Origin of the sequence: Pseudomonas sp. MWU12-2319 (assembly GCF_023242525.1) — a bacterium.
In the GTDB taxonomy this organism is placed as follows: domain Bacteria; phylum Pseudomonadota; class Gammaproteobacteria; order Pseudomonadales; family Pseudomonadaceae; genus Aquipseudomonas; species Aquipseudomonas gingeri_D.
In genome coordinates this window covers 118058-143776 of record NZ_JALJES010000013.1, presented here as the reverse complement: position 1 = coordinate 143776, position 25719 = coordinate 118058, and the positions used below count along the sequence as shown (strand labels likewise).

At 58.2% G+C, this 25719-nt stretch carries 25 protein-coding genes and 1 pseudogene; 9 read left to right on the top strand and 17 right to left on the bottom strand.

Translation table 11 applies throughout. The features are described from left to right. From M5C01_RS21335 to M5C01_RS21290, 10 genes are all read right to left on the bottom strand, one after another. Positions 1 to 879: a F0F1 ATP synthase subunit gamma gene (locus M5C01_RS21335; protein ID WP_152740780.1), complete on the bottom strand. Its 879-nt coding sequence runs from the start codon at positions 877 to 879 to the stop codon at positions 1 to 3. Then, positions 876 to 2423 (bottom strand): alternate F1F0 ATPase, F1 subunit alpha, encoded by a 1548-nt coding sequence (locus M5C01_RS21330; RefSeq protein ID WP_152740781.1) that lies wholly within the window; start codon positions 2421 to 2423, stop codon positions 876 to 878. Before M5C01_RS21330 ends, M5C01_RS21335 begins: the two co-directional genes overlap by 4 nt. Continuing rightward, on the bottom strand, positions 2413 to 3216 hold the full coding sequence (locus tag M5C01_RS21325; RefSeq protein ID WP_152740782.1) for a F0F1 ATP synthase subunit B: 804 nt from the start codon (positions 3214 to 3216) through the stop codon (positions 2413 to 2415). The genes M5C01_RS21330 and M5C01_RS21325 overlap by 11 nt, the downstream gene beginning before the upstream one ends. Positions 3217 to 3219: 3 nt before the next feature. Beyond that, complete coding sequence (locus M5C01_RS21320; RefSeq protein ID WP_100943204.1) at positions 3220 to 3501, bottom strand: F0F1 ATP synthase subunit C; 282 nt, start codon at positions 3499 to 3501, stop codon at positions 3220 to 3222. 19 nt (positions 3502 to 3520) lie between these two features. Beyond that, positions 3521 to 4222, bottom strand: a complete 702-nt coding sequence (locus M5C01_RS21315) for a F0F1 ATP synthase subunit A (protein ID WP_103498171.1) — start codon at positions 4220 to 4222, stop codon at positions 3521 to 3523. Beyond that, positions 4212 to 4508, bottom strand: coding sequence for an ATP synthase subunit I (locus tag M5C01_RS21310; RefSeq protein WP_152740783.1), 297 nt, complete (start codon positions 4506 to 4508; stop codon positions 4212 to 4214). Before M5C01_RS21310 ends, M5C01_RS21315 begins: the two co-directional genes overlap by 11 nt. Continuing rightward, entirely contained in the window at positions 4501 to 4836 is a 336-nt protein-coding gene (locus M5C01_RS21305) for an AtpZ/AtpI family protein (protein WP_103498173.1), read from the bottom strand. The genes M5C01_RS21310 and M5C01_RS21305 overlap by 8 nt, the downstream gene beginning before the upstream one ends. Next, a complete protein-coding gene (locus M5C01_RS21300) occupies positions 4829 to 5218 on the bottom strand; it encodes a F0F1 ATP synthase subunit epsilon (RefSeq protein ID WP_152740889.1) in 390 nt (129 codons plus the stop codon). Before M5C01_RS21300 ends, M5C01_RS21305 begins: the two co-directional genes overlap by 8 nt. After that, entirely contained in the window at positions 5208 to 6635 is a 1428-nt protein-coding gene (atpD, locus tag M5C01_RS21295) for a F0F1 ATP synthase subunit beta (protein ID WP_152740784.1), read from the bottom strand. The genes M5C01_RS21300 and atpD overlap by 11 nt, the downstream gene beginning before the upstream one ends. Positions 6636 to 6749: 114 nt before the next feature. Then, on the bottom strand, positions 6750 to 7397 hold the full coding sequence (locus M5C01_RS21290; RefSeq protein WP_103498175.1) for a BON domain-containing protein: 648 nt from the start codon (positions 7395 to 7397) through the stop codon (positions 6750 to 6752). A gap of 264 nt (positions 7398 to 7661) precedes the next feature. Between M5C01_RS21290 and glgA the strand changes: the two genes are divergently transcribed. From glgA to M5C01_RS21265, 5 genes are all read left to right on the top strand, one after another. Next, a complete protein-coding gene (glgA, locus tag M5C01_RS21285) occupies positions 7662 to 9248 on the top strand; it encodes a glycogen synthase GlgA (RefSeq protein WP_178129940.1) in 1587 nt (528 codons plus the stop codon). A gap of 104 nt (positions 9249 to 9352) precedes the next feature. Further along, a complete protein-coding gene (gene ppsA, locus M5C01_RS21280; RefSeq protein WP_178129934.1) occupies positions 9353 to 11788 on the top strand; it encodes a phosphoenolpyruvate synthase in 2436 nt (811 codons plus the stop codon). A gap of 56 nt (positions 11789 to 11844) precedes the next feature. Then, a complete protein-coding gene (locus tag M5C01_RS21275) occupies positions 11845 to 12534 on the top strand; it encodes a 2,3-bisphosphoglycerate-dependent phosphoglycerate mutase (RefSeq protein ID WP_178129935.1) in 690 nt (229 codons plus the stop codon). A 421-nt stretch (positions 12535 to 12955) separates the two neighbouring features. Next, complete coding sequence (locus M5C01_RS21270; protein WP_305123121.1) at positions 12956 to 13906, top strand: HD-GYP domain-containing protein; 951 nt, start codon at positions 12956 to 12958, stop codon at positions 13904 to 13906. Positions 13907 to 14087: 181 nt separating this feature from the next. After that, positions 14088 to 14636 carry a cupin domain-containing protein gene (locus M5C01_RS21265; RefSeq protein ID WP_103498179.1) on the top strand — a complete coding sequence of 183 codons (549 nt, stop codon included), beginning with the start codon at positions 14088 to 14090 and terminating at the stop codon, positions 14634 to 14636. A 397-nt stretch (positions 14637 to 15033) separates the two neighbouring features. On the opposite strand, the gene M5C01_RS21260 is transcribed toward M5C01_RS21265, so the two are convergent. Continuing rightward, the gene (locus tag M5C01_RS21260) at positions 15034 to 15915 is read right to left on the bottom strand and encodes an SDR family oxidoreductase (RefSeq protein ID WP_152740788.1); all 882 of its coding nucleotides are present in this window, start codon (positions 15913 to 15915) and stop codon (positions 15034 to 15036) included. A gap of 94 nt (positions 15916 to 16009) precedes the next feature. On the opposite strand from M5C01_RS21260, the gene M5C01_RS21255 reads away from it, so the two are divergent. Together M5C01_RS21255 and M5C01_RS21250 are read left to right on the top strand one after the other, a co-directional pair. After that, a complete protein-coding gene (locus M5C01_RS21255) occupies positions 16010 to 16618 on the top strand; it encodes a TetR/AcrR family transcriptional regulator (RefSeq protein ID WP_152740789.1) in 609 nt (202 codons plus the stop codon). A gap of 11 nt (positions 16619 to 16629) precedes the next feature. After that, positions 16630 to 16757: pseudogene (locus M5C01_RS21250) on the top strand (IS630 family transposase); the annotation flags it as partial. 182 nt (positions 16758 to 16939) lie between these two features. Here the strand turns inward: M5C01_RS21250 and M5C01_RS21245 are convergent. The 5 genes from M5C01_RS21245 to M5C01_RS21225 form a co-directional block, all read right to left on the bottom strand. Beyond that, positions 16940 to 18322 (bottom strand): LLM class flavin-dependent oxidoreductase, encoded by a 1383-nt coding sequence (locus M5C01_RS21245; protein WP_152740790.1) that lies wholly within the window; start codon positions 18320 to 18322, stop codon positions 16940 to 16942. A 34-nt stretch (positions 18323 to 18356) separates the two neighbouring features. Then, on the bottom strand, positions 18357 to 19202 hold the full coding sequence (locus M5C01_RS21240; protein WP_103498184.1) for an amino acid ABC transporter permease: 846 nt from the start codon (positions 19200 to 19202) through the stop codon (positions 18357 to 18359). After that, entirely contained in the window at positions 19199 to 19903 is a 705-nt protein-coding gene (locus M5C01_RS21235) for a transporter substrate-binding domain-containing protein (protein ID WP_248764388.1), read from the bottom strand. Before M5C01_RS21235 ends, M5C01_RS21240 begins: the two co-directional genes overlap by 4 nt. Before the next feature lie 238 nt (positions 19904 to 20141). After that, a complete protein-coding gene (locus M5C01_RS21230; RefSeq protein WP_152740792.1) occupies positions 20142 to 21038 on the bottom strand; it encodes a LysR family transcriptional regulator in 897 nt (298 codons plus the stop codon). Further along, positions 21035 to 22204, bottom strand: a complete 1170-nt coding sequence (locus M5C01_RS21225; protein ID WP_152740793.1) for an alpha-hydroxy acid oxidase — start codon at positions 22202 to 22204, stop codon at positions 21035 to 21037. The genes M5C01_RS21230 and M5C01_RS21225 overlap by 4 nt, the downstream gene beginning before the upstream one ends. 153 nt (positions 22205 to 22357) lie before the next feature. On the opposite strand from M5C01_RS21225, the gene M5C01_RS21220 reads away from it, so the two are divergent. Together M5C01_RS21220 and M5C01_RS21215 are read left to right on the top strand one after the other, a co-directional pair. After that, positions 22358 to 23020 (top strand): RraA family protein, encoded by a 663-nt coding sequence (locus M5C01_RS21220; RefSeq protein WP_152740794.1) that lies wholly within the window; start codon positions 22358 to 22360, stop codon positions 23018 to 23020. Between the two features lie 159 nt (positions 23021 to 23179). After that, positions 23180 to 24529 (top strand): MFS transporter, encoded by a 1350-nt coding sequence (locus tag M5C01_RS21215; RefSeq protein ID WP_152740795.1) that lies wholly within the window; start codon positions 23180 to 23182, stop codon positions 24527 to 24529. Here M5C01_RS21215 and M5C01_RS21210 read toward each other — a convergent pair. Further along, positions 24489 to 25520 (bottom strand): helix-turn-helix domain-containing protein, encoded by a 1032-nt coding sequence (locus M5C01_RS21210; RefSeq protein ID WP_152740796.1) that lies wholly within the window; start codon positions 25518 to 25520, stop codon positions 24489 to 24491. The two genes, M5C01_RS21215 and M5C01_RS21210, sit on opposite strands and share 41 nt — an antisense overlap. Between the last annotated feature and the right edge of the window lie 199 nt (positions 25521 to 25719).

Here is a 25719-nt window from a genome sequence, read left to right as displayed (position 1 = left end):
TCAGTGGTCATAGGCCTCGAAGCCGGAGACCACATCGAACAGCTCTTCGTCGATGCTGTCCTGGCGCAGTCGGTGAAAATCGTCCCCCAGGGTTTTCAGCAGTTCGCCGATGTTTTTCTCCGCCCGCTGCATGGCCGCCAGACGGCTGGCATTTTCGCTGGCCAATGACTCCGCGCAGCTACGGAACAGCGAGACAAACAGATACTCGCGAATAAACGCGAGCGAAACCTGCTCGCCGTTTTGCTGTACTTCGGGAAGGTTATTGGTGGGCCAGGGCCTGCTGGCCAGCTGGCGTTGCCAGGCATCGTCCAATGGCAGCATGCGCTGGCTGACCGATTCGTAGAGTGCCCCAGGTTTTGGCCTGTTGTGAAAAAGGTAGACCTGGCCGATTTCGCCCCGTTCACGCTGGCTTTCAAGCTCAAGCAGAATCTGGCTGACCAGGGGTGTGATCTCGACGATAGCGTTCGGCAGGATAAAGCGGCTGGAAGTGTTCAATGGGCTGTCGGCAAGGCGCGATTGGATACGCTCGCCCACCACCCAGAGCATTTTTCTGTTTGGCAGTGGATCCAGTGTTTCAAGCACAAACTCGGCGAGCGCATCGTTGAACTGGCCGACCAGTCCCTGATCGGAGCCGAACACCACCGCGCAGACCGTCCCCGGGTCCTGCTGTTTGCGCTGGCCCAAAGCGCCGGATTGGCGCTGGCGGAAACAGGCCAGCAGGCCGAGTTGCACCGTTCGGTCATAGTCCTCCAGCGAGCGCACGGCGTTCTCATATTGACTGATGTTCGACGCCGCCATCGCTTTCATCGTGCGCACCACGGATTCGAGATCGCCGGCACTGGCGATCTTGCGCCGCAGGCTGGCGCCGGTGTCGCTCATGACGACACCGGGTTATCGGGCGTCGCCAGGAATTGCGCCACGGCCTGCCTGGCGAGTTCGGTCATCAGCTGTTTGTCGGCATCGCTCAGTTTATCGGTGCCTGCCAGGCTCGCGCCGAGCGCGGCGGGAAGCGTGGCGGCTGCGGCCCGGACGGCCTGCTCGGCATCCGCCATCCGGGTCAGCGGTACCGGATCGAACAGTCCCGCGGTCAAGGCCAGCAAGACGGTGATTTGCACGGAGGTCGACAGGGGGGAGAACTCCTGCTGCTTGAGGCAGGCGCGAATACGCCGGCCATGCTCGATCAGCTTGCGGGTGGCTTCATCGAGGCGGGCGCCAAAGCGGGCGAAGGTCTCGAGTTCCTCGAACTGGGCGTAGGCCAGCTTCAGGTCGCCGGCGACGGCCCGGTAGGCGGCGCTTTGCGCCTTGCCACCGACCCGTGAAACCGATTTGCCGACATCCACCGCCGGCAGTACCCCGAGTTCAAAAAGTGAAGGCGACAGATAGATCTGGCCGTCGGTGATGGAAATCAGATTGGTCGGAATATAAGCGGAAATGTCCTGGGCGGCGGTTTCGATGATCGGCAAGGCGGTCAGCGAACCCCCGCCGAGTTCCGGACGCAGATGGGTGCTGCGTTCGAGCAGACGCGAATGGATATAGAAAATATCGCCAGGAAAGGCTTCACGCCCAGGGGGCCGGCGCAGCAGCAGTGACAGCTCCCGATAGGCTTGCGCGTGCTGGGTCAGGTCGTCGTAGACCACCAGCACGTCGCGGCCCTGTTCCATGAAGTACTCGGCAATGCTGGTTGCGGCGTAGGGGGCGATATAGGCCAGCCCGGGGGCGTTGTTGCCCTCGCTGACGATCACCACGGTGTAGGGCAGGGCGCCCTTTTCCCGTAGCGTGTCGATAAGTTTGGCGACGCCGGAAGCACGTTGGCCAATGGCGCAATAGACACAAATGACGTTCTTGTCGCGCTGATTGATGATGGTATCGAGCGCAATGGTCGTCTTGCCGGTCTGCCGATCGCCGAGAATCAGTTCCCGTTGTCCACGCCCGACCGGAATCAGCGCATCGATCACTTTGATGCCGGTTTGCAGCGGCACGCTGACCGGAGCCCGGTCCATGATCGGCGCGGCCGGTCGTTCCAGCGGCAGGCGCGGTCCTGGCGGTAGCGGCGCGAGGTCATCCAGGGGGCGTCCTGTCGGATCGATGGTGCGTCCCAGCAGCGCCTCCCCGACCGGCACATCGACGACATGCCCGCCACGCTCGACCGGGTCGCCGGCCTGCAGCTCCCAGTAGTCGCCGAGCAGGACCACGCCGATTTCATCTTCGTCGATATTGAAGGCGATGCCCTTGATCCCGTGCGGAAATATCAGCACCTCCTCGAAACCGACACCGGGCAGGCCGCTCACCTTGGCGATCCCCGGAGCGACGCTGCGCACCTGCCCGATCTCTCGGGGGGCCAGCGGCGGCACAAACGCCTCGGTCGCCTCCCGTATGCGGGCAAAGGTCTGCTCCAGGACATTCTCCAGCCGTTCATCGGGCATGGGGGGCTTCCTTGTCGGAGAGAACCTTGGCCGGGGTATTGACCGCCAGCAGATCGCCGACGCTGCTTTCCAACTCCGTCAGGTAGTGCGCGATGCTCCACGCCACCTTTTGTCCGTCGGTGCACAGCTCGATGCCGCTGACCAGCTCCGGAGCCATTTCGAAACGGGCCTGGGTGGCGCTTCCGAGCAGTGCCTGGAGTTCGGCTTCGAGGCTGGCGCGATGCGCCGCCGATAGCCCGAAGGTGCTACGCACGACTATCGGCAGGGCCTTGTTCCGCAGGGCGCCGGCCAGCTTTTGCTTTTCATCTGAACCCAGGGTCCGCAGGCGCTCTATGAAAGTGGCGACCATTTGCTCTTCCAGCGTCACGCCGGCCAAATCGCTCAATGCCTTGCGCGCAATGCTGAAGACCTCCTGTTGCGTACGGCGAAAGATTTCCTGGTGCAGGGCCTGGGCCTCACTGCGCAGGCTGTCCTGTTGCCGAGCGCCCAGGTTGATGGCTTCCTGGCGTGCGGCATCCAGCAGACGCTGGCGCTCGCTGTTCGCCGCGTCGGTTGCCTGGCTGAGCAATGCCGCGCGTTCCCTGTCGAAGTCGGCGTTCTTGCGCTGGAATGCTTCACGCTCCTGTCCGGCCTCGGCTTTTTTCGCGTCGGCGTCCGCCAGTTCCCTGGCGATACGCTGTTCACGGGCGTCGATGGCGTTGAGTATCGGACGATAGAGAAAGCGCTTGAGCAACCAGACCAGAATCAGGAAGTTGAGGATCTGTGCGCCGACAGTGAACCAGTCGATAAGCATGATCTACTTTCCAGCGACCTGGGCGATGGCGTGGCTCCAGAATGGATTGGCGAAAATCAGGATCATCGAGACGACGAAGCAATAGATGGCCACCGACTCGACCATCGCCAGGCCGACAAACAGGGTGCGGGTAATGGTGGCCGATGCGTCGGGTTGTTGCGCCAGGGCGCTGAGCGCGGTGGCCACCGCGCGACCTTCGCCGAGCGCCGGGCCGATACTGCCGATGGCGATGGTCAGGCCCGAGGTAATGATCGAGGCCACTGCGATAATTGTCATGCTGTCCATGGTCACGCCTTCCGGGGGGTCATGTGGTTGAGGCAGGTTCAGGGGTTCTGGGTGATTTGCGCGAGCGGGTTGCCGCGGCGATGTAGACCGCCGCCAGGATGCTGAAAATGTAGGCCTGGACCATGCCGGTCAAGAGTCCCAGGGCACTCAGGAGCACGGGAAAGATGAAGGGGGTGATGGTCAGCAGGATGGCCAGGATCATCGTGCCGCTCATCATGTTGCCGAACAGCCGGGCCGCCAGTGCCAGGGTGCGCGACAATTCGCTGACGATATTGAACGGCAGCATGATCACCGTCGGTTTCAGGTAGGCGTTCAGGTATTCAGCCAGGCCGCTTTCGGCGATACCGAACAACGGCACGGCGATAAACACGCAAATAGCCAGTGCCGCGGTGGTCGACAGGGAGCCGGTTGGTGGCTCGTAGCCGGGCACGATGGTGAAGAGGCTGGCCGTTCCCACGAACAGGAACAGGGTACCGAGAAACCCCAGGTATTTGCGCGGCTGGACCAGGCCGACTTCGCCGATCTGCGTGACGATGCCGGTCACGACAATTTCCAGCAGGTTCTGCCAGCGGCTGCGCTCCAGCCCTGTCGCCAGACGCCGGGTGATCAGATGGGAACCCAGTGTCAGCACCAGCATCAGGCCCCAGGTGAAGGCGATGGTCGCGTTGATCTTGAACAGGCCGTATTGCCACAGCACGATGTCGTCCGGACTAAGGTGCATGGTCACCCTCCAGGTTCACCACTGCCGGGCGCGAGAGCCGCATAATGAGCAGGCGTGCCACGACAAAGCCGGACAAGGCGGCCAGCCAGCGTTGCCAGGTGTCGCCGCAGGCCAGGTAGAGGCCCACCAGCACGATGGTTGTACGCACCAGCAGGCTGGCAAAAAACCACAGGCCGACCCACGGCGACGCCATCGCCCGCCGAACCGTCCACCACAGGCCGCCAAAAAACACGACACCCAGCACCACACCGGCCAGCAGGGGCGCCAAGAGGTTTAGTTCATTCATCGTCATCGGTCTCCTGTTCGTGTATTTCGCGCTCTTCCTTGGCGACCCAATGCCAGGCATTGAAACAGCCCAGCACCAGGCCGGCGGCCATGAGTGCCAGCGTCCATGAGCGCCCGCCCGGGTAGCGCCCATCCAGCCACAGGCCGGCGGCCGCGCCGAGCAGGGTGGGAATCACCACCGACCAGCCGATCAGCCCCATCATCCCCAGGCCTGACCAGACGGTCCGCGTCCTGTGGCGTTGAGCCTTGAGTTTGCGGGCCGCCTTGCTGCCGACTTGCTGGCTGAAGGCCTTTTCGCCGGGTGTCGGCTTTTTCTCGTCGTCACTCATGATGCAGGGCGGCGAAGCGGCGAATGAAGCTGCTTTCCAGTTTAGCCAAGGCCGAACGAACGCTTTGCTCTTGCTCGTGCCGGCTGAGGAACTCCCGTTCGATCACCTGGCGCAGCTGCGCAAGGTCCATATTGCCGATCGCATCGCGCACGCACACCAGGACTTCGCCACCGGTTTTAACCAGCACGCCTTCGTCGACCGCCAGGCAGACTTCGCCTCCCTCCCTCGTTTCATAGGTCAGGATGCCCGGCACCAGGGCCGCGGCGCAGTCGAGCCGGTTGGGCAGCAGGCCAAAGGCGCCACTGAGTGATTCGGCAACGATGCGCAGGACCTCGTGCTCCTCGGCGAAGACCTTGAAGGGCAGCAGAATCTTAAGATGCATGTGGGTTGAGGGCATTTCCCACCTCCGGGACGTGCTTGTCCATGGCTTCGTCGATACGGCCAATCATGTACAACGCCGCCTCCGGCACATCCTTGAACTCGTCCCGCAGGATACGCTCGCAGCCGTCAAGGGCGTCCTTGAGGCTGACCAGCTTGCCCTGCATGCCGGTGAACTGTTCCGTGGTGAAAAACGGCTGGGTGAGAAAACGCTCCAGCCGGCGTGCACGCGCCACCACATTGCGGTCTTCGCTCGACAATTGTTCGAGGCCGAGCATGGCGATGATGTCCTTGAGATCGGCGTATTGCGCCAGCGTACGGCGGATCTCCTGGGCCAGTGCGTAATGTCGCGTGCCGATAACCCCGGGCGTCGCCATCTTCGAGTTTGACTGTAGTGGATCTATGGCGGGATAGAGCCCCTCGCTGGCCCGTTTGCGCGAAAGTACGATGGACGCCGACAGGTGTGAGAAGGTGTGCATCGCGGCCGGATCGGTGAAGTCGTCCGCCGGGACGTACACCGCCTGGATCGAGGTGATGGCACCGGAGTCGGTATTGGCGATACGGTCTTGCAGTTGGGCCAGCTCGGTCCCCAGAGTAGGCTGATAGCCCAGGCGGGCGGGCATCTGCCCCATCAGCCCGGAGATTTCCATGCCGGCTTGAATGAAGCGGAAGATGTTGTCGACCAGCAACAGCACGTCACGGTGTTCATCGTCGCGGAAATACTCGGCCATGGTCAGCGCCACATGGCCGACCCGGAAGCGGGCACCCGGTGGCTCGTTCATCTGGCCGAACACCATCACCATGTTGTCGAGCACGCCGGCCGACTTCATGTCGCGATAAAGCTCTTCGCCCTCGCGACAGCGCTCGCCAATGCCACAGAAGATGCTGACCCCTTCGCGCTGGCCGACCATATTGTGGATCATCTCGGTCAGCAGCACTGTCTTGCCGACTCCCGCACCGCCAAACAACCCGGCCTTGCCGCCGCGTTCCAGTGGCATCAGGACGTCGATGATTTTCACGCCGGTCTCGAACACTTCGGATTGGGTCGTACGGTGCGCGAGCGGGGGCGGTGGGCAATGCACGCTGCGCCAATTCACCTCGGGTGCCGGCAGCCGGTCGATGGCGTTGCCGAAGACATCGAACATCCGTGACAGGATTTCCTTGCCAATGGGGGCCAATAGCGGCCCGCCACTATCCGCGACCGGCATACCCCGGGCGAGTCCCTGGGTGGGGGTCAGGGCGATGCCACGCACCCGTTGTGCATCGAGCTGGGCAAAGACTTCAATAAAAACCTTGCCGTCCACTCCGGCATGCAACAGCGAGTGTATCGGCGGAAGCAGGGACTCGAAGTGAATATCGACGACGCTGCCCCGTACTGACACGATGACCCCCAGGTTCGCGACGCCGGCCATGTTGTTCATGGGGTTGCCCATAAGCATCCAACCACCGGGACGCCACATTCCTGGCTGAACTCGATGCTGATACGGCTCAAGTGAACGACTGCATCCGGCATGGCTGTCCTCCGGGCGATTGAATCAGGCAATCAGCAAGTGATCCTGTACTTTTCTCACGCCGGGCACCGACCAGGCTGCCCGGGCGGCCAACTGGCGTTCACGCCATAGATGAACCTTGCCTTCGAGCTTCACGACATCGCCATCGACCTCGACGTGAATGCCCTTGGCATCGAGCTCGGCATTGCGCTTGAGGGCTTCTTCGATGCGTTGCTGGATATCGACAACGTCCACCCGCGCGCGCAGGGTGATCTGGTTGTTCACACCCAGCACACCGGACAGCTTGCGCACGGCCCGTTCAGCGGTTTCTTTCTGATACTGCCAGTCCACTTCGCCTTCCAGGGTGATCCAGCCTTTCTGCACAATGACCTTGACGGCGTCTTCGGCAATATCGGAGCTCCAGGTGATGATATTCAAGGCGCGGTTGGCGATGGTGTCGTCGTCCATGCCGGCGCCTTTGGCCAGCCGTACCTGTATTTCTTCCGCCACCGCGCGAACGCCCCTGACGCTTTTAACCGTCTGTTCGGCGCTGACTTTCTGAGCGTAGCTTTTGACATGACCGGAGAGCGTGACAACACCGTTGTCCACCGCCACGCCAATATTGGCGGCGTCGATTTCGGGGTGGAACTCAAGCTCTTCCATTATGGTATTGCGCAGACTCAAATCGCTCATGAGGGTGTCCTCTGGCTGATGCACGGGGGAGGGTCGCGAGAACCCGTCAATCTCTTCTACGCCTGAGCCCCGGAAAATCATTGAGCTAAATCAACAATGCCTTGTTGAGGTCGATCCCGATGTCGTGTCTTGCGCGTGTGTGCTGTCCTGGCGTTTGCTGATCAATAGATAACCATTTGTTGATCAAGATCAGAGTTCCCTGGCAAGGGCTCCGGATACTGGCAGCACAACAACGTTCTACCGACTTGATAGCGGAAGGGAAAAATCATGGGCGTTGCAGTCACCTCCCGTAAGGGAGAGCGTTTCAACCTGCCTGCCAGCGAGCTGACCCCTCTACCGGTCTGCGCTTCGACGGGTGCTCCATTACTGCAACTGCTGACTTCTCTACCAAGTACCACTGGCCTGACTCACAGAAGAAAGATTCTGTTCGTGACTTCGGAGCTGGCTGATCTGGTGAAAACCGGCGGGCTGGGCGATGTATCGGCCGCGCTGCCGCGAGCCATGCGCCATCAGCACGATGTCCGCGTGCTGATTCCCGGTTACCCGCAGGTGCTTGCCAGCGATAACCCGATCCATATCGTCGGCGAACTGGGGGGCCATGCGGCCTTGCCGCCGTGCAAGATCGGGCGGATGGACACGAAGGACGGGTTGGTCATTTATGTGTTGATCTGCCCCGAGCTGTACGAACGTGAAGGCACACCCTATGTCGATAACAACGGCCGTGACTGGCCTGATAACCATATCCGCTTCGCCCGTCTCGGCCTTGCCGCCGCTGACTTCGCCAATGGCGCGGTGAGAACCCCATGGTGTCCGGAACTGGTGCATGCCCACGATTGGCCCGCCGGATTGGCTCCGGCGTATATGCGCTGGCGTGGTCAGTCCACACCGAGCATTTTCACCATTCACAACCTTGCGTATCAAGGCATGGTCAGCACCGGCAGCAGCCGCGAACTGGGTATTCCTGACCACGCGTTGGGGGCCGAAGGCATGGAGTTTTACGGCAAGCTCTCATTTATCAAGGCGGGCATGGCGTATGCCAGTCACATCACCACCGTGAGTGCGACCTACGCCAGGGAGATCACCACGCCGGCCTTTGGCTGTGGCCTGGAAGGCTTTCTGCAAAGCAAAGCCAGGCAAGGGCTGCTCAGCGGGATTCCCAATGGAATCGACGCCAGTTGGGATGGGCAAACCGACGAGCACCTGATTTGTCGGTTTGCCCCGAACGAATGGCAGCGCAAGGCAATCAACACGGACTACATCCGCGGCTTGTTCGGGCTTGCAGCTTGCACGGGACCTCTATTCGCCGTGGTATCGCGGCTGGTTTTCCAGAAAGGCCTGGATCTGACCATCGGTGCTGCCGAGCATATCGTCAATCAGGGCGGACAAATTGCGATCATGGGCCGTGGCGAACCGCAGGAAGAGCAGGCCATTGGCGAACTGGCCCTGCGTTTTCCGGGGCGGATCGGCGTGCATATCGGGTTCAATGAAACGGATGCACGCCGCCTGTTTGCCGGCAGCGACTTCTTGTTGATGCCGTCGCGTTATGAGCCCTGCGGCCTGAGCCAGATGTACGCCCAGCGCTTCGGTTCCTTGCCGGTGGCCCGTAGGACCGGCGGGTTGGCTGACACCATTGAAGATGGCGTGACCGGTTTTCTGTTCGAAGACGCGACGCTGCAAAGCTATACCGCGGCGCTGACGCGGGCGATCAAGGTGTTCGCCAATCCCCGACTGCTCAATGCCATGCGCTGCCGTGCCATGGCTGTACCGTTCAACTGGGACCAGGCGGTAAAACCCTATAGCCAGCTTTATCTTAAGTTGTTGAGGGCAGGGGTGGAGGTGCCGCTGCCTTAATTGGGTGCCGCAGCAGCGAGCGCGGTCCGGGAATCTTCCCAATCCGTAACCCATGGCTGCACGAGCTGCCGACAAAACTCTTCCCCATCAAATGGAGAGACATCGTGACGCATTCCCATAGCCATATCCGTTGGTTCAAAGAGCTGGGCCTTAACGATGTCGCGTTGGTCGGCGGCAAGAATGCGTCGTTGGGAGAGATGTACCAGAACCTGGCCGCTGAGGGGGTGCGCATCCCAAACGGTTTTGCCATTACCTCTGAGGCCTATCGTTATGTACTTGAGCACAATAAGGCCTGGCAGCCCCTGCATGCGGCACTTGATGGACTTGATCCAGACAATATCGAAGACTTGCAGGCGCGGGGGGAAAAGGCGAGGGCGATTGTATACGGCTGTGCGCTGCCGGGAGATTTGCAGGCGGCGATACTGCAAAGCTATGCCCAACTCAAACAGGAGTACGGCGAAAACATTTCCTTGGCGGTGCGCTCCTCGGCGACGGCCGAAGATTCGCCACAGGCCTCATTCGCCGGACAGAACGACACCTATCTCAACGTCACCGGTGACGATGCCCTGCTCGATGCCTACAAACGCTGCCTGGTTTCCAACTTTACCGACCGCTCCATTCACTACAAATACGACAATGGCTTTGACTACTACAAGGTCTATCTCGCTGTCGTGGTCATGAAAATGGTGCGTAGCGATATAGGCGCCAGTGGCGTGATGTTCTCACTGGACACGGAAACGGGCTTCAGGGATGTCGTGTTCATCAATGCCGCGCTGGGGCTTGGCGAGAATGTCGTGCAGGGTACGGTGGTCCCCGATGGTTTCTATGTGCACAAACCCAGCTTTCTCAAGGGCTATCGTGCCGTCTTGAAGCGCAGCCTGGGCAGCAAGGAAAAAACGATGGTTTTCACCGACACGCTCAACAGCAGCAATATCGCGGTGGAATACACCAGGAACATTGATACGCCCAGCAAGGAGCGAACCCGCTTTTGCATCTCCGATGCAGAGGTGATGGTGTTGGCCGACTATGCCATCAAGGTTGAAAACCACTATTCGAGCAAAGCCGGTGTTTACAAGCCCATGGATATGGAATGGGCCAAAGACGGGATCGATGGTCAGTTATATATGGTGCAGGCACGGCCGGAGACGGTCGAGTCGCAAAAAAAAGGTAATCTGCTCGAAATCTATCACCTCAAGCAAAAATCGACAGTCCTGCTCAGGGGCAAGGCGGTCGGTACCCGAATTGGTACAGGTAAAGCGCGGGTGATCAACGATGCCAGGCACCTGAGCGACTTTCAACCGGGCGAAGTACTGGTTTCGGATAGCACCACGCCGGACTGGGAGCCTGTCATGAAGACCGCCGCGGCGATCGTGACAAGCCGCGGCGGCCGTACCTGTCACGCGGCTATCGTGTCGCGTGAACTGGGCATTCCCGCCATCGTGGGCGCCGTGAACGCGTCAGCCGAGATCAAAACCGGCACGCCGATTACCATCAGCTGCGCCGAAGGCGAAACCGGGAACGTCTATGAAGGTCTTCTGGGTTTTGACATTCAACAGATCGATCTCAGTCAGCTGGCACATCCTAAAACAAAGATCATGATGAACCTGGGTAATCCCGACCAGGCTTTCAGTCTTGCCTCGCTACCGGTAGATGGCATTGGCCTGGCGCGTATGGAATTCATTATCAATGAATACATCAAGGTCCATCCGATGGCGCTCGCGCATCCGGAGAAGCTGGATGACGTAACACGTGAAAAGATCGCCGCCTTGAGTATTGCCTACAAGGACCCCACGGATTTTTTTGTGAAGACCTTGGCCGAAGGCGTCGCCACCATCGCGGCGGCGGTGTATCCAAAACCTTGCGTAGTGCGCATGAGCGACTTCAAGAGCAATGAATATGCGACGCTGCTGGGGGGCAATTGTTTCGAACCGGAGGAAGGCAACCCGATGATCGGGTTTCGTGGCGCCTCCCGCTATACCCATCCTGCCTATGCCGAAGGTTTTGCGCTGGAGTGCGCGGCCATGAAATGGGTGCGCGATAAGATAGGTTTGGTTAACGTCAAGTTGATGATTCCTTTTTGTCGCACGGTCGAGGAGGGCGAAAAGGTCCTGGCAGCGATGGCTGTCCATGGCCTCAAGCGCGGAGAAAACGGGCTGGAGGTCTACGTCATGTGCGAGATTCCCAACAATGTCATCCAGGTCGACGCCTTCGCCAAATTGTTCGACGGCTTCTCCATCGGCTCCAACGACCTGACCCAGTTGACGCTCGGCGTGGATCGCGATTCGGAAATCGTCGCCTTCGATTTCGATGAGCGCGATCCGGGTGTGAAACAGATGATTCGCCTGGCGGTGGAGGGGGCCAGACGCAATGGTCGCCACTCCGGTATTTGTGGACAGGCGCCGTCCGACTATCCTGAGATGGCTGAGTATCTGGTGGAGATTGGCATCGACTCGATCAGTCTCAATCCGGACGCCGTACTGGCTACGACCCAGCATGTCCTGGCGGTGGAGAAGCGCCTCTCACTCAATCGCAAAGCGTAGAACCGTTTTGGGAGATACATCATGAGTCGACAGGGTAAAGCGCAAAGGCAAGCATCGTGAGCCGGTTGTTCCTGGTCAGGCATGGCCAGTCGATCTGGAACCTGCAAGACCGGTTTACCGGTTGGGTGGATGTTTCGCTCAGCCAGCAGGGCGTGCTTGAGGCGCAACGGGCGGGGGCGTTGCTGAGGGAGGAGCATTTTGATGTGACCTTTACCTCCACCCTGTTACGGGCACAGGACAGCCTGTATGAGATCCTCAGGCAGAATCGCCATTGCGATCAATATGTGCGGGTGCATGAACAGAGCAGTGAGTGGTATGAGCATTTCATGCCGACCGACGGCGATGCGAACGAACTGAAAATCCACGTCTCGGAAAAGCTCAACGAGCGTTACTACGGCGATCTGCAAGGCCTGCAAAAAGACTGGGCCAGCCAGCATTACGGCGCGGAACAGGTGCACCTGTGGCGCCGCAGCTACGATATTCCGCCTCCCAATGGCGAGAGTCTGCAAATGACCGCGGCCAGAACCCTGCCTTACTATCAGGCGCGAATTGTCCCGCATCTGCAGAACGGTGAGAGCGTGTTGATCGCCGCCCACGGAAACTCCCTGCGTTCCATCATCATGCACATCGAGAAAATGACGCCGGAACAGATAATCGACTACGAGTTGGCGACCGGTGTCCCCCATCTGTATACATTCGATAATGATTTACAGCTTGTCGATAAGCGGATTTTCACGGTGGTGTAGGGATTTTCCTACCCTGTTTCCGTTGTTCCTATCCCGGAATAGGGATTCACCGATGGTGAGGGTGCCATTGTTGGGCCAGTATCTTTCCCAGGCAGTCGAGATGTCGGTACGCCGACAAGGAGATGCCCCGACCGAGAGAGCGGCGGTGGGCGAAAAGGCATGACCTACCCCGGCTTTGACACTGTTAGAAGTGCCATAGAATAAAATTCAACGAGGGCAGGTCATGTTGAAATGTCATGAGTTCTGTCAGGCGGCGCCCGACAGCGAGGCAAGGCCTTTTTGGAGGGATCGACCCACTCACTCCGAGTTGGAAGTTGATTGCGTGATGGGGTGCGCCAGTGAAACGCCAGACAGCAGCGTTTTATCAGCCTCAGCCTCTCCCCATGACGCTTCCAGTTCCCCGCAGCCCCCGCGAATAGCGATGAACGACGAGCTGGTTGCCGCCAGGAGCCTCTGCGCAAAATCCCGCGCCGCCGTGGTTGAGATGTTCAGGCACGCGCGCATGGGCCGTGCCCTGGAACTGGAAAGCATCGGTGCACTTGTCGATGACATTTCCAGTTCGATTTTGCGTCACCCGGACGCCTTTATCAGCCTGGCTCGTCTGAAAAGTCTTGATGATTACACCTATATGCATTCGGTTGCCGTCTGCGCCCTGATGATTGCCTTGGGCAATCAACTGGGCCTGCCTGAAGCATTGATCCGCAGAGTGGGGCTCGCCGGCCTGTTGCACGATATTGGAAAAATGGCCATCCCTGGCGCTGTCCTCAACAAACCCGGGCGATTGACCGACGAGGAATTGCAGTTGGTTCGTACCCACCCTCTGGAAGGAGAAAAAACACTGTCGGCCACCTCGCAGGTGTGCGAAATGGTTGTGGATGTATGCCTGCACCATCACGAAAGGTTCGATGGCCAGGGCTACCCGCATCAATTGGCTGGTGAGCAGATCAGCCTCTTTTCCCGGATGGCCGCTGTTTGTGATGTCTATGACGCGATCACCTCCGATCGTGCTTATAACGAGGGCTGGGATCCAGCCGTTGCGGTCCAGAAAATGTCATCGTGGGAAGGGCACTTTGACGATGAAGTATTTCGGGCTTTCTTGAAGTGCGTGGGTATTTATCCCGTGGGGTCGCTTGTTCAACTGAAAAGTGGCCGCATTGGCGTTGTTGTTGAACAGAACAGTCATTCGCTCTTGACCCCCAAGGTGAAGCTGTTCTATGTGCCGGTCTTGAATGTCCATATAACACCCAAACTCGTGGACCTGAGTGATCCGTTGCAGAAGGACCGGATCTGTACGCGTGTGCCTGTCCAGCGCTACAGGTTCAAAGACACCGACTTATTGTGGCAGGAAGAGAGCAAACCCCAACAATCCTGACGAAAGCGCCGGGCTGTAGCGTCTGCATATGCCGCTCGTCGAACCATGACATGACTCGGGCGGCTAGGTTCCGCGCCTGCAAACATGGTCTAATCAGGCGACAATTTGGGGGCGCGGAAATATTTTCGTACGACACCAGCAGGCCGCCCCTCGCAACCCTCAGGTTCTGAATAGGGCTGTCATGGATACCGGTTCACGACTCAAGCTTGTGCGAGAAAGTTACAAGATATCCCAGCGGGAGCTGGCCAGGCGCAGTGGCCTGGCCAATGGAACGATTTCGTTGATCGAATTAAATCGCGTGAGCCCCTCGGTCAGTTCGCTGAAAAAACTCCTCGAGGGGTTTCCCATGACCTTGGCGGACTTCTTCTCCTTCGATCAGCCCGTGGAGGAGCAGCGCTATATCTTCCGCGCCAACGAACAACCTGATCTGGGCCGTGACGGACTCAGGTTGCTGCTGGTCGGTGCCCAGGTGCCTGGTCGGCAAATGCGCATGTTGCGCGAGCAGTACGCCCCCGGGGCAGGCTCAGGGGCAGAGCCGATCGTGCATGCCATCGGCGAGGAGTGCGGGTTGGTCACGCGCGGCACGATTGAGCTGACGGTGGACGGCAAGATCAGCGTACTGACGGCCGGGGACGGGTATTACTTTCCGACGACGCTACCCCATAGTTTTCGCAATATCGGCCAGGATGAAGCCGAGATCATCAGCGCCAACACACCGGCGAACTTTTGATCGCTATCCTCGTGCGTCGGTCCCCCCATGCCTCTGCCTGGGGTTCAATTTGCTTGATTGGGAAGACCTGCGCTTTTTCTCCGCATTTGCCCGTGAGGGATCTGGCAAACCAATCGCGGAGAGGTGCGTGCAGAGGGCCGCAATCTGACAACGAGTCTGTGGTCGCGGGTTTGACCACGGACTCGGTTCTAGGTCTGTCTTATGGCTGAACGGCTAATCCCATAAGGCGAAATGGATGCCAGCGACCTTGTCCAACCTTGCTCTTTACGAGCTCTCTATAGGTGTGCCATTGCCGAGTCATCTTGCCTTGGAACTGCTACTGAACGCCTCCCGAGGAAGAATGCGATTGTGATATGGCTGATACAGGGCAAGAAACAGCTTGCCCTGATACTGGAGATTAGACGTCAGCACCGCCTAAAATATTTTCTAGTTGCATTTCTTTTAAAACACGGTCTTGAATGGGTTGCTTGGCAGCGTTAATTTCATCAACACCCCAAACCATGCCGACCGCTGTGCGTGTAGGGCGTTTGCCAGCAGGCATATCTGCTAGCGCTAAATAAGTATCTACGACCAACTGTGGATCTGGTGCTTGGTCAGACTGCATAAATTTCGCGAACTCTGCGAACATAGCGGCAGGTATCTTTGCTAATTCACCATAGCTGTCCAGCACGTCAATACGGGAAGGCTCTTGCCCTCCTGCACTTAGACCTGTAGGGAACGGGCCTGGTTGCACGATGGCAATATCAATGCCGAAGGGCGCCACTTCGTAACGTAAGCCTTGGACGTAGCCTTCCAAAGCATGCTTGGTGGCGGCGTATGTAGAGAAATACGGCGCCGAAATCTGGCCGACCATTGATGAGGTGTTAATGATCAGACCGGACTTGGCTTCCCGCATAGCGGGCAAGACAGCCTGTATAATGCGCATAGCGCCATAGTAGTTGGTTTCCATTTGTTCCCTGGCTTGGGCAATACTAAATGCCTCCGTAATGCCAAGGTACATTACGCCTGCATTGTTAATCAAAATATCAATCTTGCCCGCTTTAGCCAGCAAACTTTCAATGGCTGTTTTGACGGATTCGTCGCTGGTGACATCCATATCTACAACATGGATGAGCTTGCTATACGCTTCCAGCTCGGTCTTGACTGCGGCGTTCTTGCCTTCTGTGCCACGCATGGTGGCGAACACTCGGTAGCCCTTATCTGCAAAATCTTTCACTGCTTTTAGGCCAAATCCACTGCTGCTACCTGTGATGATTACGTTTTTTTGTGCGTTACTCATATTTTCTTTCCTGGTGGCTTGTCAATTAAATACCGACTGGTACAATAAGGTGGCAGGGCATCGCATGTCAAGTTAAAATACCAGGTGGTACGAAATGAGCTCAAATCCAACAAAGCCTTCAAGGGGACGACCTAAGACCCTGGACCGTGATCACGTTTTGGATGTGGCAATGGATGCCTATTGGAAAGAGGGCATAGGCAACTTATCCCTTAATGAAATTTGCAGAAGATGTGATATATCGAAGCCAGGTCTTTATCGTGAATTTTGGAATGAAGATGGCTTGATGAAAGCTGTTATTCTTAAATATCAGGAGCAGGTGCTGGATCCTGTGCTGCAGATGTTAAATACAGAAATGCCGTTTCGAGAGGCGCTTGACAACTTAGTGTCATTTGCCACCTCGGTTAGTGATAGTCAAGAGATCCCAAAGGGATGCCTTTTGATAAAAATGCGTGAATCACGCACGCACTTGGGTGAAGCAGCACGAGCACAAATTGATTTCATTCAGGCGCAAGCATCAACTGCTTACTGGAAATGGGTGGAACGTTCAAAGGCCAAATATGAGTTTTCTGCAGACATGTCATCAGAGTTTGCATCTGCCTATATCGATGCACAGTTAAGTAATGCTTCGTCACAGATCTCTCGTGGTGAGGATCCACAAATTGTAAAGAAAATACTAGTAGTCGCTTTTTCTATGTTGGGATGACTAGTGATCACATGAGCTCTCAGGGCATCGTGCTCAGGGAAGACGAACAAATTGAACTGAGTCGGCGCATAAGATCAGTCCGCGCGACGTTCGTCGGGCGCGGATGATTTTGCTAACCGCTCAAGGTTGTTCTCGTTCGGCAGGCCAGACCTCAAAAATGTAGCTACTGCCTGTGTGATGGCCGAGGTCTATGGCCGTTCATCAACCAGGCCAGCCCCCCGAACATGGCTTTTTCCGACAATCCTTCCACGATGGGAAGTTGGTCACGCATCAGTTCTTCGAGTCCGGGGTCGCGAGCCATGAGTCGTACCTTCCTATGCCCTAGAGCTTCCTGCCGAAACGAAATGATGCTCCGTAGGCCGAGTCGGGTAAATGGTTGCTGCCATCTTCCCTCAGCCTGGACCGGAAGGTTCCGCTATGGGGCTGGGTTCTGTAGAGGCCGCGCTTTTGCAATTCAGGAATGATCAACTCCACGAAGTCTTCAAGTGAGCCGGGACTGATCAATGGATTGATCATGTAGCCGCTGGTGCCGGAGATACGTGCATGCTCCTCGATCCGGTCGACGACCTGTTGCGGGGTGCCGACCAGGATCAGGTCGCTGCCGCGGGTGACCTTGGCAAAGCGCTGTTTTACGTCGCCTGCCGTCAAAGGTTTGCCACTGCCATCGGGGTGCATGACGTAGGACGTCAAGCCTTCGGTATGGGTCGACAGTGCATCACTGTCGGCATAGCGGCTGATATCGATACCGGTGTCGCCGGCATAGCTGACCAGTTGTGCCTGAAGATGGTAGTTGCTTTGCAAAACATCATATTTGCGCTGGGCTTCAATCTCGCTTTTGGCGGTGACAATCCGCAGCACGGTCAGGGACTTCACATCCTCACGCTCACGGCCGCGTGCCTGGGCCTTGGCCCAGATGTCTTCCAGCCCCTGACGAATTTCATGGGGGTTGGATTTGGCGATGAAAATCAGCTCGGCATGCTTGGCCGCGAATTCACGACCCCGACCCGACCAGCCGGCCTGGATCAGCAGCGGTGTGCGCTGTGGCGACGGCGAGGTCAGATGCGGTCCGGCCACTCGATAATGCTCGCCCACGTGATTGATCGGCCGTACCCGGTCACCCCGTGCATACACTTGGCGAGCCTTGTCGGCCACCACGGCATCGTCGGCCCAGCTGCCTTCCCAGAGCTTGTACGCCACATCGAGAAACTCTTCGGCGCGTTCATAGCGGTCATCGTGTTTGATCATCTGTTCCAGGCCGAAATTACGCGCGGCACTGGAGAGATAGGAGGTCACGATGTTCCAGCCCACGCGGCCGTTGGTCAGGTGATCCAGGGTGCTGAAGCGCCGGGCATGGGTGAAGGGGTGTTCGTAGCTGGTGGTGACCGTGACACCGAAGGCCAGATGCTCGGTGACCGCTGCCAGGGCCGGAATGATCATCAGCGGATCGTTGGCCGGCGCCTCCACGGCCCATTTCATCGCGGCATCGGCGTTGCCGCCAAAGACGTCGTAGAAGCCCAGCACATCGCCGAAGAACAGCATGTCGAGGTTGGCCTGGTCGGCAATGCGCGCCAGGTTTGTCCAGTAGCCCAGGGAGTTGATGGCCAGGCGTTCGTCGGCCGGGTGCGTCCAGAGGCTTGGCGCACCGCCGCAGCCGACACTGGCTTGTTCGTAGAGGGCAAACAATAGAGGTTTTGGATCGGACATCTTCGTTCCTGAAAAAGTCGTTGAAGGGGTGGACTCACCGCTGGTTCTTGAACCCTTTGCCGTAATGGCGCTCAAGGCGTACCTGTATCAGCTCCAGGCCGATGGAGAGCAGCCAATAGATGACTGCGGCGGTGGTGAGCATTTCGATATAGCGATAGGAGGAGCGGCCATACGACTGCGCCAGGAACATCACTTCCCAGACGCCCATGACCGAGATCAGCGAGGAGTCCTTGAGCATGGAAATGAACTGGCTGGTGGTCGGCGGAATGATCGTGCGCATCGCTTGCGGCAGGACGATGTGCAGGAAGGTCGCTGTGGGGCGCAGGCCCAGGGCGGCTGCCGCTTCCCGCTGACCGGGTGCCACGGCCATGATGCCCGCGCGAAAGATCTCGCTGAGGTAGGCGCCGTAGTTCAGCGAAAGCGCAATGATGCCCGCGCTGATCGCCCCGGGCACCACACCCAGTTGTGGCAGGCCCAGGTAGATCAGCAGTATCTGGATCAGCAGGGGCGTACCGCGGAAAAACGAGGCGTAGAAACTGGCCACGCCGAAGGCTACCGCGCTGGATGACAAGCGTGCCAAGGCCGTCACGAAGCCCAGCAGCAGCGACAGCCAGATCGAACAGAAGCACAGGAACAACGTCAGTGCCGCCCCCTGCAGAAAGCCGTTCGGTCCCAGGCGCAGGCCGACCAGGTTCGGCCATTTATCCAGAATGATCGAGAACTTCAGATCGAAGCTCATGAAAAACAGCACGCACAGTCCGAGCATGACCGCCCAGGTCAGATACAGCCGGGCCCGGAAACTCAATAGAGGGTGCCAGCGGCGCGGCTTGCTGTCGGTTGCCGAAGTCACGGGCGTGGGGGTTGGCTCAAAGGCTGTCATTGGCTGATATCGGCACCGATCCACTTCTGCGAAATCTTGCTGAGTGTCCCGTCGGCTTTAAGCTGGGAAACGATCTGAGTGACCTTGGCATTCCATTGCGCATCGCCTTTTTCGACGGCCACGACGTTGGGTTCCGCATACAAGGTGTCGCCGGCAATCTTGAAGCGAGGGTCCTGGGCAATCCGTTCGCGGGCGGTGATGAGGTTGGTGACCATGGCGTCAAGACGCACGCCGGTTCCCAGGGCGAGGTCCTGGAAGGCCACCGTTTCATTGTCGTAGGGCGCGACCTGGACCTGATCGAATGGGTACTTCAGGGGTTTGTCCTCGGCACCCTCGATCACCAGATCCTTGTTCAGGTAGGCCTCGTAGGTCGAGGCGCTGATCACGCCGACTTTCTTGCCCGAGAGGTCCTTGCCCGAGGCGATGTCATTGTTTTTGGCGTTCACCACAATGACCGCCGGCGACTGGTAATACTCCACCGGGAAATCGAACACTTCAGCGCGTGCCTTGCTCGGGGTCATCGAGCAGACGCATATGTCATAGCGTCCGCTCCAGTGGCCTGCCGCGATCACATCCCATGAAGGGGTTTCCAGATGCAGCTTCACCCCAAGACGCTGCGCCACGGCCTTGGCGACATCGACGTCAAAACCATCCAGCTGGTTTTGATCGTTGAGAAAGGAGAAGGGCGGGTAGCTTTCCATCAAGACACCGACGAGCTCGCCTTTTTTTGTCACTCGATCAAGGGTGGAGCCGGCCAGTGCCAGTGAGCAGTTCGCAAGCAGAGCGAGACCCAGCGGTAGAAAGACTGTTTTTTTCAAAGGCGATTACTCAGGCAGTTGTTTAAAAAGACTGAATAGATTTAAACGCACTATAAAATTGATTTGTAATACTTAAAATGAATATTCAGCTTGGATTGGGCTATATCGTAGGGGCGACGAGCTACAACACCATGCGGCTGAAGTCACAGCACTGTGCCGCCAGGCGCGCCACCTCGACGCTGAGGCCCTGAAGGCGATCGGCACGATGTGCGGCGATGTAGTGGATGGGAGGCAGCGCAGGCTCGGTTTCGATGATCTGCAACCGGCCCTGTTCCACCAGCGGCGCAAGGCACTGGCGAGGCAGGTAGCTGATGCCGATACCGGAGAGCGTCAGCCCCAGTTGGGCGATCAGGTAGTTGCTTTTGATCGTGCGGTTGACCCGGACATCGTTCTGGGCGAGCCAGCGCTCATAGATCAACCCGGTGCCGGAGCCACCTCCCTGGGTCAGTACGGTGTACGAGGAGATGGCCTGCATGTTCATTATCCCGTTGCCCTGATGCAATGAAGGCGCGCACATCCAGGCGTTCTCCACCGAACTCAGCGGGGTGCTGACGAAACGGGCGTCGGCAAAAATGTCGGGCACGATGATCAAGTCGAGCTGATCGTTCTCCAATTTCGCCACCAACTCGGTGCTGAGTTCGATCGAAGGTTCCAGTACCACTTTGGGATAAGCGCTGCGGATGCCCTCGATCAGCACCGGTAGCCAGGTCATCGCGGTCAGTTCGGTGACGCCGATGCGAAAGCGCCGGACCAGCACCTCCTTGGAACTGATGCGCTCAAGCAGGTAATCGCGTTGGCGCAAGATCTCCGAGGCCTGTTCGAACAACTCCGTACCTTTTTCCGTCAGGCGCGCGCTGCGTTTGGATCGATCGAAAATGGGCATGTCAAAGGCGTCTTCCAGTTCCTGGATACGCTTGGAGACGGCTGACTGGGACATGTTCAGTTTCATGGCGGCGGATTCGAAGCTGCCCAGTTCCACAATCCAGTAGATTGCTTCCAGTTGCTTGAACGTGATCATTGCTCAGGCCCGGTTGAGGAAAACAGGTTCTCGACACCCAGGTCTTCGGGCCTGGCGACACCGAGCAGACCCAGGTCGCGCTTGAGCTCAGCGCCGATGAGTTTGAGTGCATGCCGCACGCCTGCTTCGCCGGCCACGGTCGCGGCGTAGTTGAACGGCCGCCCGATAAAGACCGCCTTGGCCCCCAGCGCCATGGCTTTCATGGCATCGGTGCCCCGGCGCACGCCGCTGTCGAGCATCACCGTCATATCCGGTACCGCCTCGACGATACGCGGCAGGATTTTCAGGGGGGCGACGCTCCCATCCAGTTGCCGCCCGCCGTGATTCGACACAATCACCGCATCGGCACCGATGTGTTGGGCCCTCACCGCATCCCGTGGGTTCAGGATGCCCTTGATGATCAGCTTGCCCTTCCAGCGGCGACGAATGTCGATGACATGCTCCCAGGTGAGATGGCCTCGGTCCGAAAAGTCCCGCAGTACATTTCTTGAGAGGATAGGTGCGCCGCGAGTCGCGTAATTGTTCTCGAAGTGCGGCATCCCGTGAACGATCAAGGTCCGCAAAAATGTTCCGAGCAACCACCGGGGATGCAGAAGCCCTTGGACGGCCAATCCCAGGCTCGGACGCAGTGGTGTCGAAAAGCCCGCTCTGATGTTGTTTTCCCGGTTGGCGGCTACCGGCGTATCGACCGTCAGCACCAGGGTTTCAACAGGGGCTGCGGCAACGCGATCAATCAGGGCATTGATCTGTTTCCCCTCTCCCGGGAGATAGGCCTGGAACCAGGTACCCGGCGCTTGCTCCATCACCTCTTCCAGGCGGATCAATGAAGAGCCACTCATGATGCACGGTACCTTCGCCTGGGTCGCCGCGCGGGCCAGCACGATATCGCCGCGGTAGCTGGTCAGCGCGGCAATGCCCATGGGCGCAATGCCGATCGGAGACGAATAGGTTTCGCCAAGCAACCTCACCGACGTATCGACGTGCGCCACGTCCACCAGCACGTTTGTCAGGAAGCTGTAGTCCAGGAATGATGCCCGGTTTGCGATGGCCGAGAGTTCGTCTTCAACAGCGCCTGATACATAGGCGAAGAGGGGAGCGGGCAACAGGCGTCGCGCCAGGGGCTCGAAATCCTGGAGTGAAAGACAGCGGTGCAAGGGGGAGGGCATAGGGCTCATCCTAGAGGCGTGGGCTGCGGTGCGGCGCAAATATGATTACTAAAAGAGATGCTAAAACATAGATAAATATCGCTAAAAGTATTTTTTGATTCTCCCTAAGATCAAGTCTTCGTGAAAGCACACCTAATAACACCGGGAGATATCATGTTACTTCCAGGCACCCGTATCGAACCATCGCCTGTGCTTGCTTCTGATGCCTTGATCAAAGCATTTGCCTCTGTGGTGACACCTCATATCAGCGACAACATGGGGCGCCATATCGGTGCCCGAGGCCTGACGCGCTACAACCGCACAGGCAAGCTTGTCGGTACTGCACTGACGGTCAAGACCCGTCCAGGCGACAACCTCTACATCTACAAAGCGATGATGATGCTCAAGCCTGGTCACGTGCTGGTGGTGGATGGGCAAGGCGATACCAACAACGCCGTGATCGGCGAGCTGATCAAGTTGTATGCCCTGCAACGGGGTTGTATCGGCTTTGTCATCGACGGCGCGATTCGTGATGTGGCGTGTTTTGAGAACACCCCGTGCTATGCCAGAACGGTCGTGCACTGCGGGCCCTACAAGACGGGGCCGGGCGAGATCAATGTGCCGGTGTCCATTGGCGGGATGGTGATCAACCCGGGGGACATCGTTGTCGGTGATGAAGACGGATTGGTGGCTTTCTCCCAGGAGGCCGCCGAGCAAGTGCTGGCCAAAGCCCGTGAACACGAAGCACACGAAGAGCGGGTGAAGGCCGAGATCGCCACCCAAGCGATCGAACAATCGTGGATCAGCAACGCCCTCGTCAAAGCCGGCCTGATGTGAGGAGGCCATATATATCGGGTTTGTTGCTGTAAATCGCTTATAGTCGGATAAGGCTATATGCCATTATGCTCAAAATTCAGCGACAGGATTCCGGTGGCCCCAGGTCAAGGTGTTTACCTGAGCCTGTCCTGATTGGAGTGCTATTCAAGAGCAGGGTAAATGCATAACCCCATCGTCTCTCCATTGGCTCCAGTGCCCCTGTTCGAGTTGTCAGCGCGGGCACACACGAAAAAAAGACGTCTGGTCCTGGCCGCCGCTATCGGTAATGGCCTGGCGACTTATGATTTCACGGTCTACAGCTTTTCGGCAGTGGCCATCGGCAAGTTGTTCTTTCCTTCCGGCAACGCGTTTGCATCGCTGTTGCTGTCATTGCTCACCTTTGGCGCCGGGTTCGCGATGCGTCCGATCGGCGCGTTGTTCATTGGTCATCTGGCCGATCGCCAAGGGCGAAAGGCGGGCCTGACCTGTTCTATCGCATTGATGACGCTGGGCACCGCGTTGATGGTGTTTGCGCCGCCCTATAGCGTCATGGGGCCGGTGGCCACGCTACTGATCGTCGCCGCGCGGCTGATGCAGGGGTTCGCGGTGGGCGGCGAGATTGGCGTTTCCTCGGTGGTGCTGATGGAGCTGACCGCCCGGAAAAACCGTTGTTATGGGGTCAGCTGGCGCGCGGCGAGCCAGGCCGCCGCCGTGTTGGCAGGGGCTCTGGTCGGCGCCTTGACCACGATGCTGCTGAGCCCTGAGGTACTGCTCCAGTGGGGATGGCGCATTCCGTTTGCCGTTGGACTGTTGATCGGACCGGTCGGCTGGTACCTGCGTCGGCAAATACCTGATGCTGCGATAAAAAAGTCCCGCCGCCCGGCCATGAAGACACTCCTGGCGCACCACTCCCGGCCGTTCTGGCTAGGCATCCTGTTGATGGCAACACCGACGGCGGGCATTTATATACTGGTGTTTTACATGCCCATTTACCTGGTCGGCACGCTGCATATGCCGGCGGCCGTCAGCCTGCTGTCCGCCTGTCTGTCGAGTACCCTGATTTTCATCGGTGTGCCACTACTGGCCCGCGTTGCCGACAGGCAACGCCTGCGCAAGCCGATCCAGTATTGGACGATGATCAGCAGCATCGTACTGGTTCACCCGGTTTTCCTGCTATTGACGACAGGGATTGGCGAGCCGCTCTCATTGCTGCTCATCGGTGGCTATTCGCTGCTGTTGCTGTGTAGCAACGCCGCCACCACGGTGATGATGTTGGAAGCCTTCCCCCGTCATTATCGGGCGACTTCCATTTCGACGATCTATAGCCTGGGAACACTGATTTTTGGCGGCTTTTGCCCCTTTATCGTGACCTGGATGATCGGCGTGACCGGCAATCCAATGGCGCCTGCCTGGTATCTGTTGGCCGTCATGTGTATCAGTCTGTTCGCACTGATCCTGTTTCCAGACAGCCTTCAACGACTACGCTCGATCAGATCCGCGAACCATTGCGCAGACGCTGCGACGCGATGAACCGCAGATCCTGTGGTGCCATTTCGTAGGTCCGACGAAAGGCTCGGCTAAAGTCCGAAGCGCTTTTGAAACCCAGCCCATAAGCGATATCCGTCACCGGCACGTTCGGGGATTTGACCAGTTCATCGGCCGCTTCGCGCAGCCGGCGATTGCGAATATAGGCGCCGAGCCCCCCCTCATGCTCGAACAGACGATAGAGCGTAAGGCGGGGTAATTGCAGGGCTTCCAACAAACGTTCGGGGGACAGTGAGGCTTGATGGAGGTTGGCCTTAATATAACGTCGGGCTTTGTCGAACATGGCCGCGCGCACCGCGGCACGTGCATTGCCGCTGAGTTTGCTCTGTTTGCCAAGCTCGGCGAGCAGCAGTTGCACACTCACATCGAAGGTGCTGCCCGCTTCATGTGCACTCAGTCCGGGAAGGTTCCTGGAAAACGCCAACACCTGCTCAATGAACAATTGCATCAGGGGAGAAGCGTTTTCAAACACTCTGCCGTGGATGGCTTCTGCATGGGGGAAGGCAGCGTCCACAACCGGTCGGGGTACGAAAAATGTCAGCACCCGGCAAGCGCTGCGTTGCATGCGTATCGGCTGATTCAGATCGGTGACGAAAATACTGGCGGTCGAATGCCCTTGACGAAGTGACAGGCCGCCCCTCCCGACGGACTCGATCCCCCCCGACGTGAATACCTGAAAGACATAATCGCGCTGGGTATCCGTGGAGATACGTGCCACTGAACGATCGAGCACCATGGTATCGCTGAGGCAATCGGTAAAGCGCCCAGTGCCGAGATCGTATCGGTCGATGACTCCCTGGAAAGGGGCTTCGACTTGCGTCAATGAAGGCAACACATCGATGACATGGCCGACCCGCTCCCGCCAGGCCAGCAACTGCCGAGGTACTGGCTCACCACTGACATTGAAGTGATGGTGCTGGAGTTCGAGAACAGGCCATGGACCACCATAAGGCTCTTTGATTGCGGGGCTATCCATCCAATTGTCTCCGCCAAGGCGTCGGTCGCCACACGTTAGCGCAACGCTACACTCAGGTTCAAAAAAGTTCAGCAACTGATACGCACGGTCAAGTGCTTTCCGGAAAATCTGGCAAAATGCCACCCTGAAAAATTAGCGCCTAAAAAGCTGCCAGTCAGGCCGTGATTCAGGAGGACGAGCTGTTCTGCATGGTCGATCC

Excerpts from the sequence above, each read along its gene's own strand:
- M5C01_RS21335 (WP_152740780.1), bottom strand. The coding sequence starts at position 879 with ATGAGCGACACCGGCGCCAGCCTGCGGCGCAAGATCGCCAGTGCCGGC.
- M5C01_RS21330 (WP_152740781.1), bottom strand. The coding sequence starts at position 2,423 with ATGCCCGATGAACGGCTGGAGAATGTCCTGGAGCAGACCTTTGCCCGC.
- M5C01_RS21325 (WP_152740782.1), bottom strand. The coding sequence starts at position 3,216 with ATGCTTATCGACTGGTTCACTGTCGGCGCACAGATCCTCAACTTCCTG.
- M5C01_RS21320 (WP_100943204.1), bottom strand. The coding sequence starts at position 3,501 with ATGGACAGCATGACAATTATCGCAGTGGCCTCGATCATTACCTCGGGC.
- M5C01_RS21315 (WP_103498171.1), bottom strand. The coding sequence starts at position 4,222 with ATGCACCTTAGTCCGGACGACATCGTGCTGTGGCAATACGGCCTGTTC.
- M5C01_RS21310 (WP_152740783.1), bottom strand. The coding sequence starts at position 4,508 with ATGAATGAACTAAACCTCTTGGCGCCCCTGCTGGCCGGTGTGGTGCTG.
- M5C01_RS21305 (WP_103498173.1), bottom strand. The coding sequence starts at position 4,836 with ATGAGTGACGACGAGAAAAAGCCGACACCCGGCGAAAAGGCCTTCAGC.
- M5C01_RS21300 (WP_152740889.1), bottom strand. The coding sequence starts at position 5,218 with ATGCATCTTAAGATTCTGCTGCCCTTCAAGGTCTTCGCCGAGGAGCAC.
- atpD (WP_152740784.1), bottom strand. The coding sequence starts at position 6,635 with ATGAACAACATGGCCGGCGTCGCGAACCTGGGGGTCATCGTGTCAGTA.
- M5C01_RS21290 (WP_103498175.1), bottom strand. The coding sequence starts at position 7,397 with ATGAGCGATTTGAGTCTGCGCAATACCATAATGGAAGAGCTTGAGTTC.
- M5C01_RS21270 (WP_305123121.1), top strand. The coding sequence starts at position 12,956 with ATGAACGACGAGCTGGTTGCCGCCAGGAGCCTCTGCGCAAAATCCCGC.
- M5C01_RS21265 (WP_103498179.1), top strand. The coding sequence starts at position 14,088 with ATGGATACCGGTTCACGACTCAAGCTTGTGCGAGAAAGTTACAAGATA.
- M5C01_RS21260 (WP_152740788.1), bottom strand. The coding sequence starts at position 15,915 with ATGAGTAACGCACAAAAAAACGTAATCATCACAGGTAGCAGCAGTGGA.
- M5C01_RS21255 (WP_152740789.1), top strand. The coding sequence starts at position 16,010 with ATGAGCTCAAATCCAACAAAGCCTTCAAGGGGACGACCTAAGACCCTG.
- M5C01_RS21245 (WP_152740790.1), bottom strand. The coding sequence starts at position 18,322 with ATGTCCGATCCAAAACCTCTATTGTTTGCCCTCTACGAACAAGCCAGT.
- M5C01_RS21240 (WP_103498184.1), bottom strand. The coding sequence starts at position 19,202 with ATGACAGCCTTTGAGCCAACCCCCACGCCCGTGACTTCGGCAACCGAC.
- M5C01_RS21235 (WP_248764388.1), bottom strand. The coding sequence starts at position 19,903 with ATGGAAAGCTACCCGCCCTTCTCCTTTCTCAACGATCAAAACCAGCTG.
- M5C01_RS21230 (WP_152740792.1), bottom strand. The coding sequence starts at position 21,038 with ATGATCACGTTCAAGCAACTGGAAGCAATCTACTGGATTGTGGAACTG.
- M5C01_RS21225 (WP_152740793.1), bottom strand. The coding sequence starts at position 22,204 with ATGCCCTCCCCCTTGCACCGCTGTCTTTCACTCCAGGATTTCGAGCCC.
- M5C01_RS21220 (WP_152740794.1), top strand. The coding sequence starts at position 22,358 with ATGTTACTTCCAGGCACCCGTATCGAACCATCGCCTGTGCTTGCTTCT.
- M5C01_RS21215 (WP_152740795.1), top strand. The coding sequence starts at position 23,180 with ATGCATAACCCCATCGTCTCTCCATTGGCTCCAGTGCCCCTGTTCGAG.
- M5C01_RS21210 (WP_152740796.1), bottom strand. The coding sequence starts at position 25,520 with ATGGATAGCCCCGCAATCAAAGAGCCTTATGGTGGTCCATGGCCTGTT.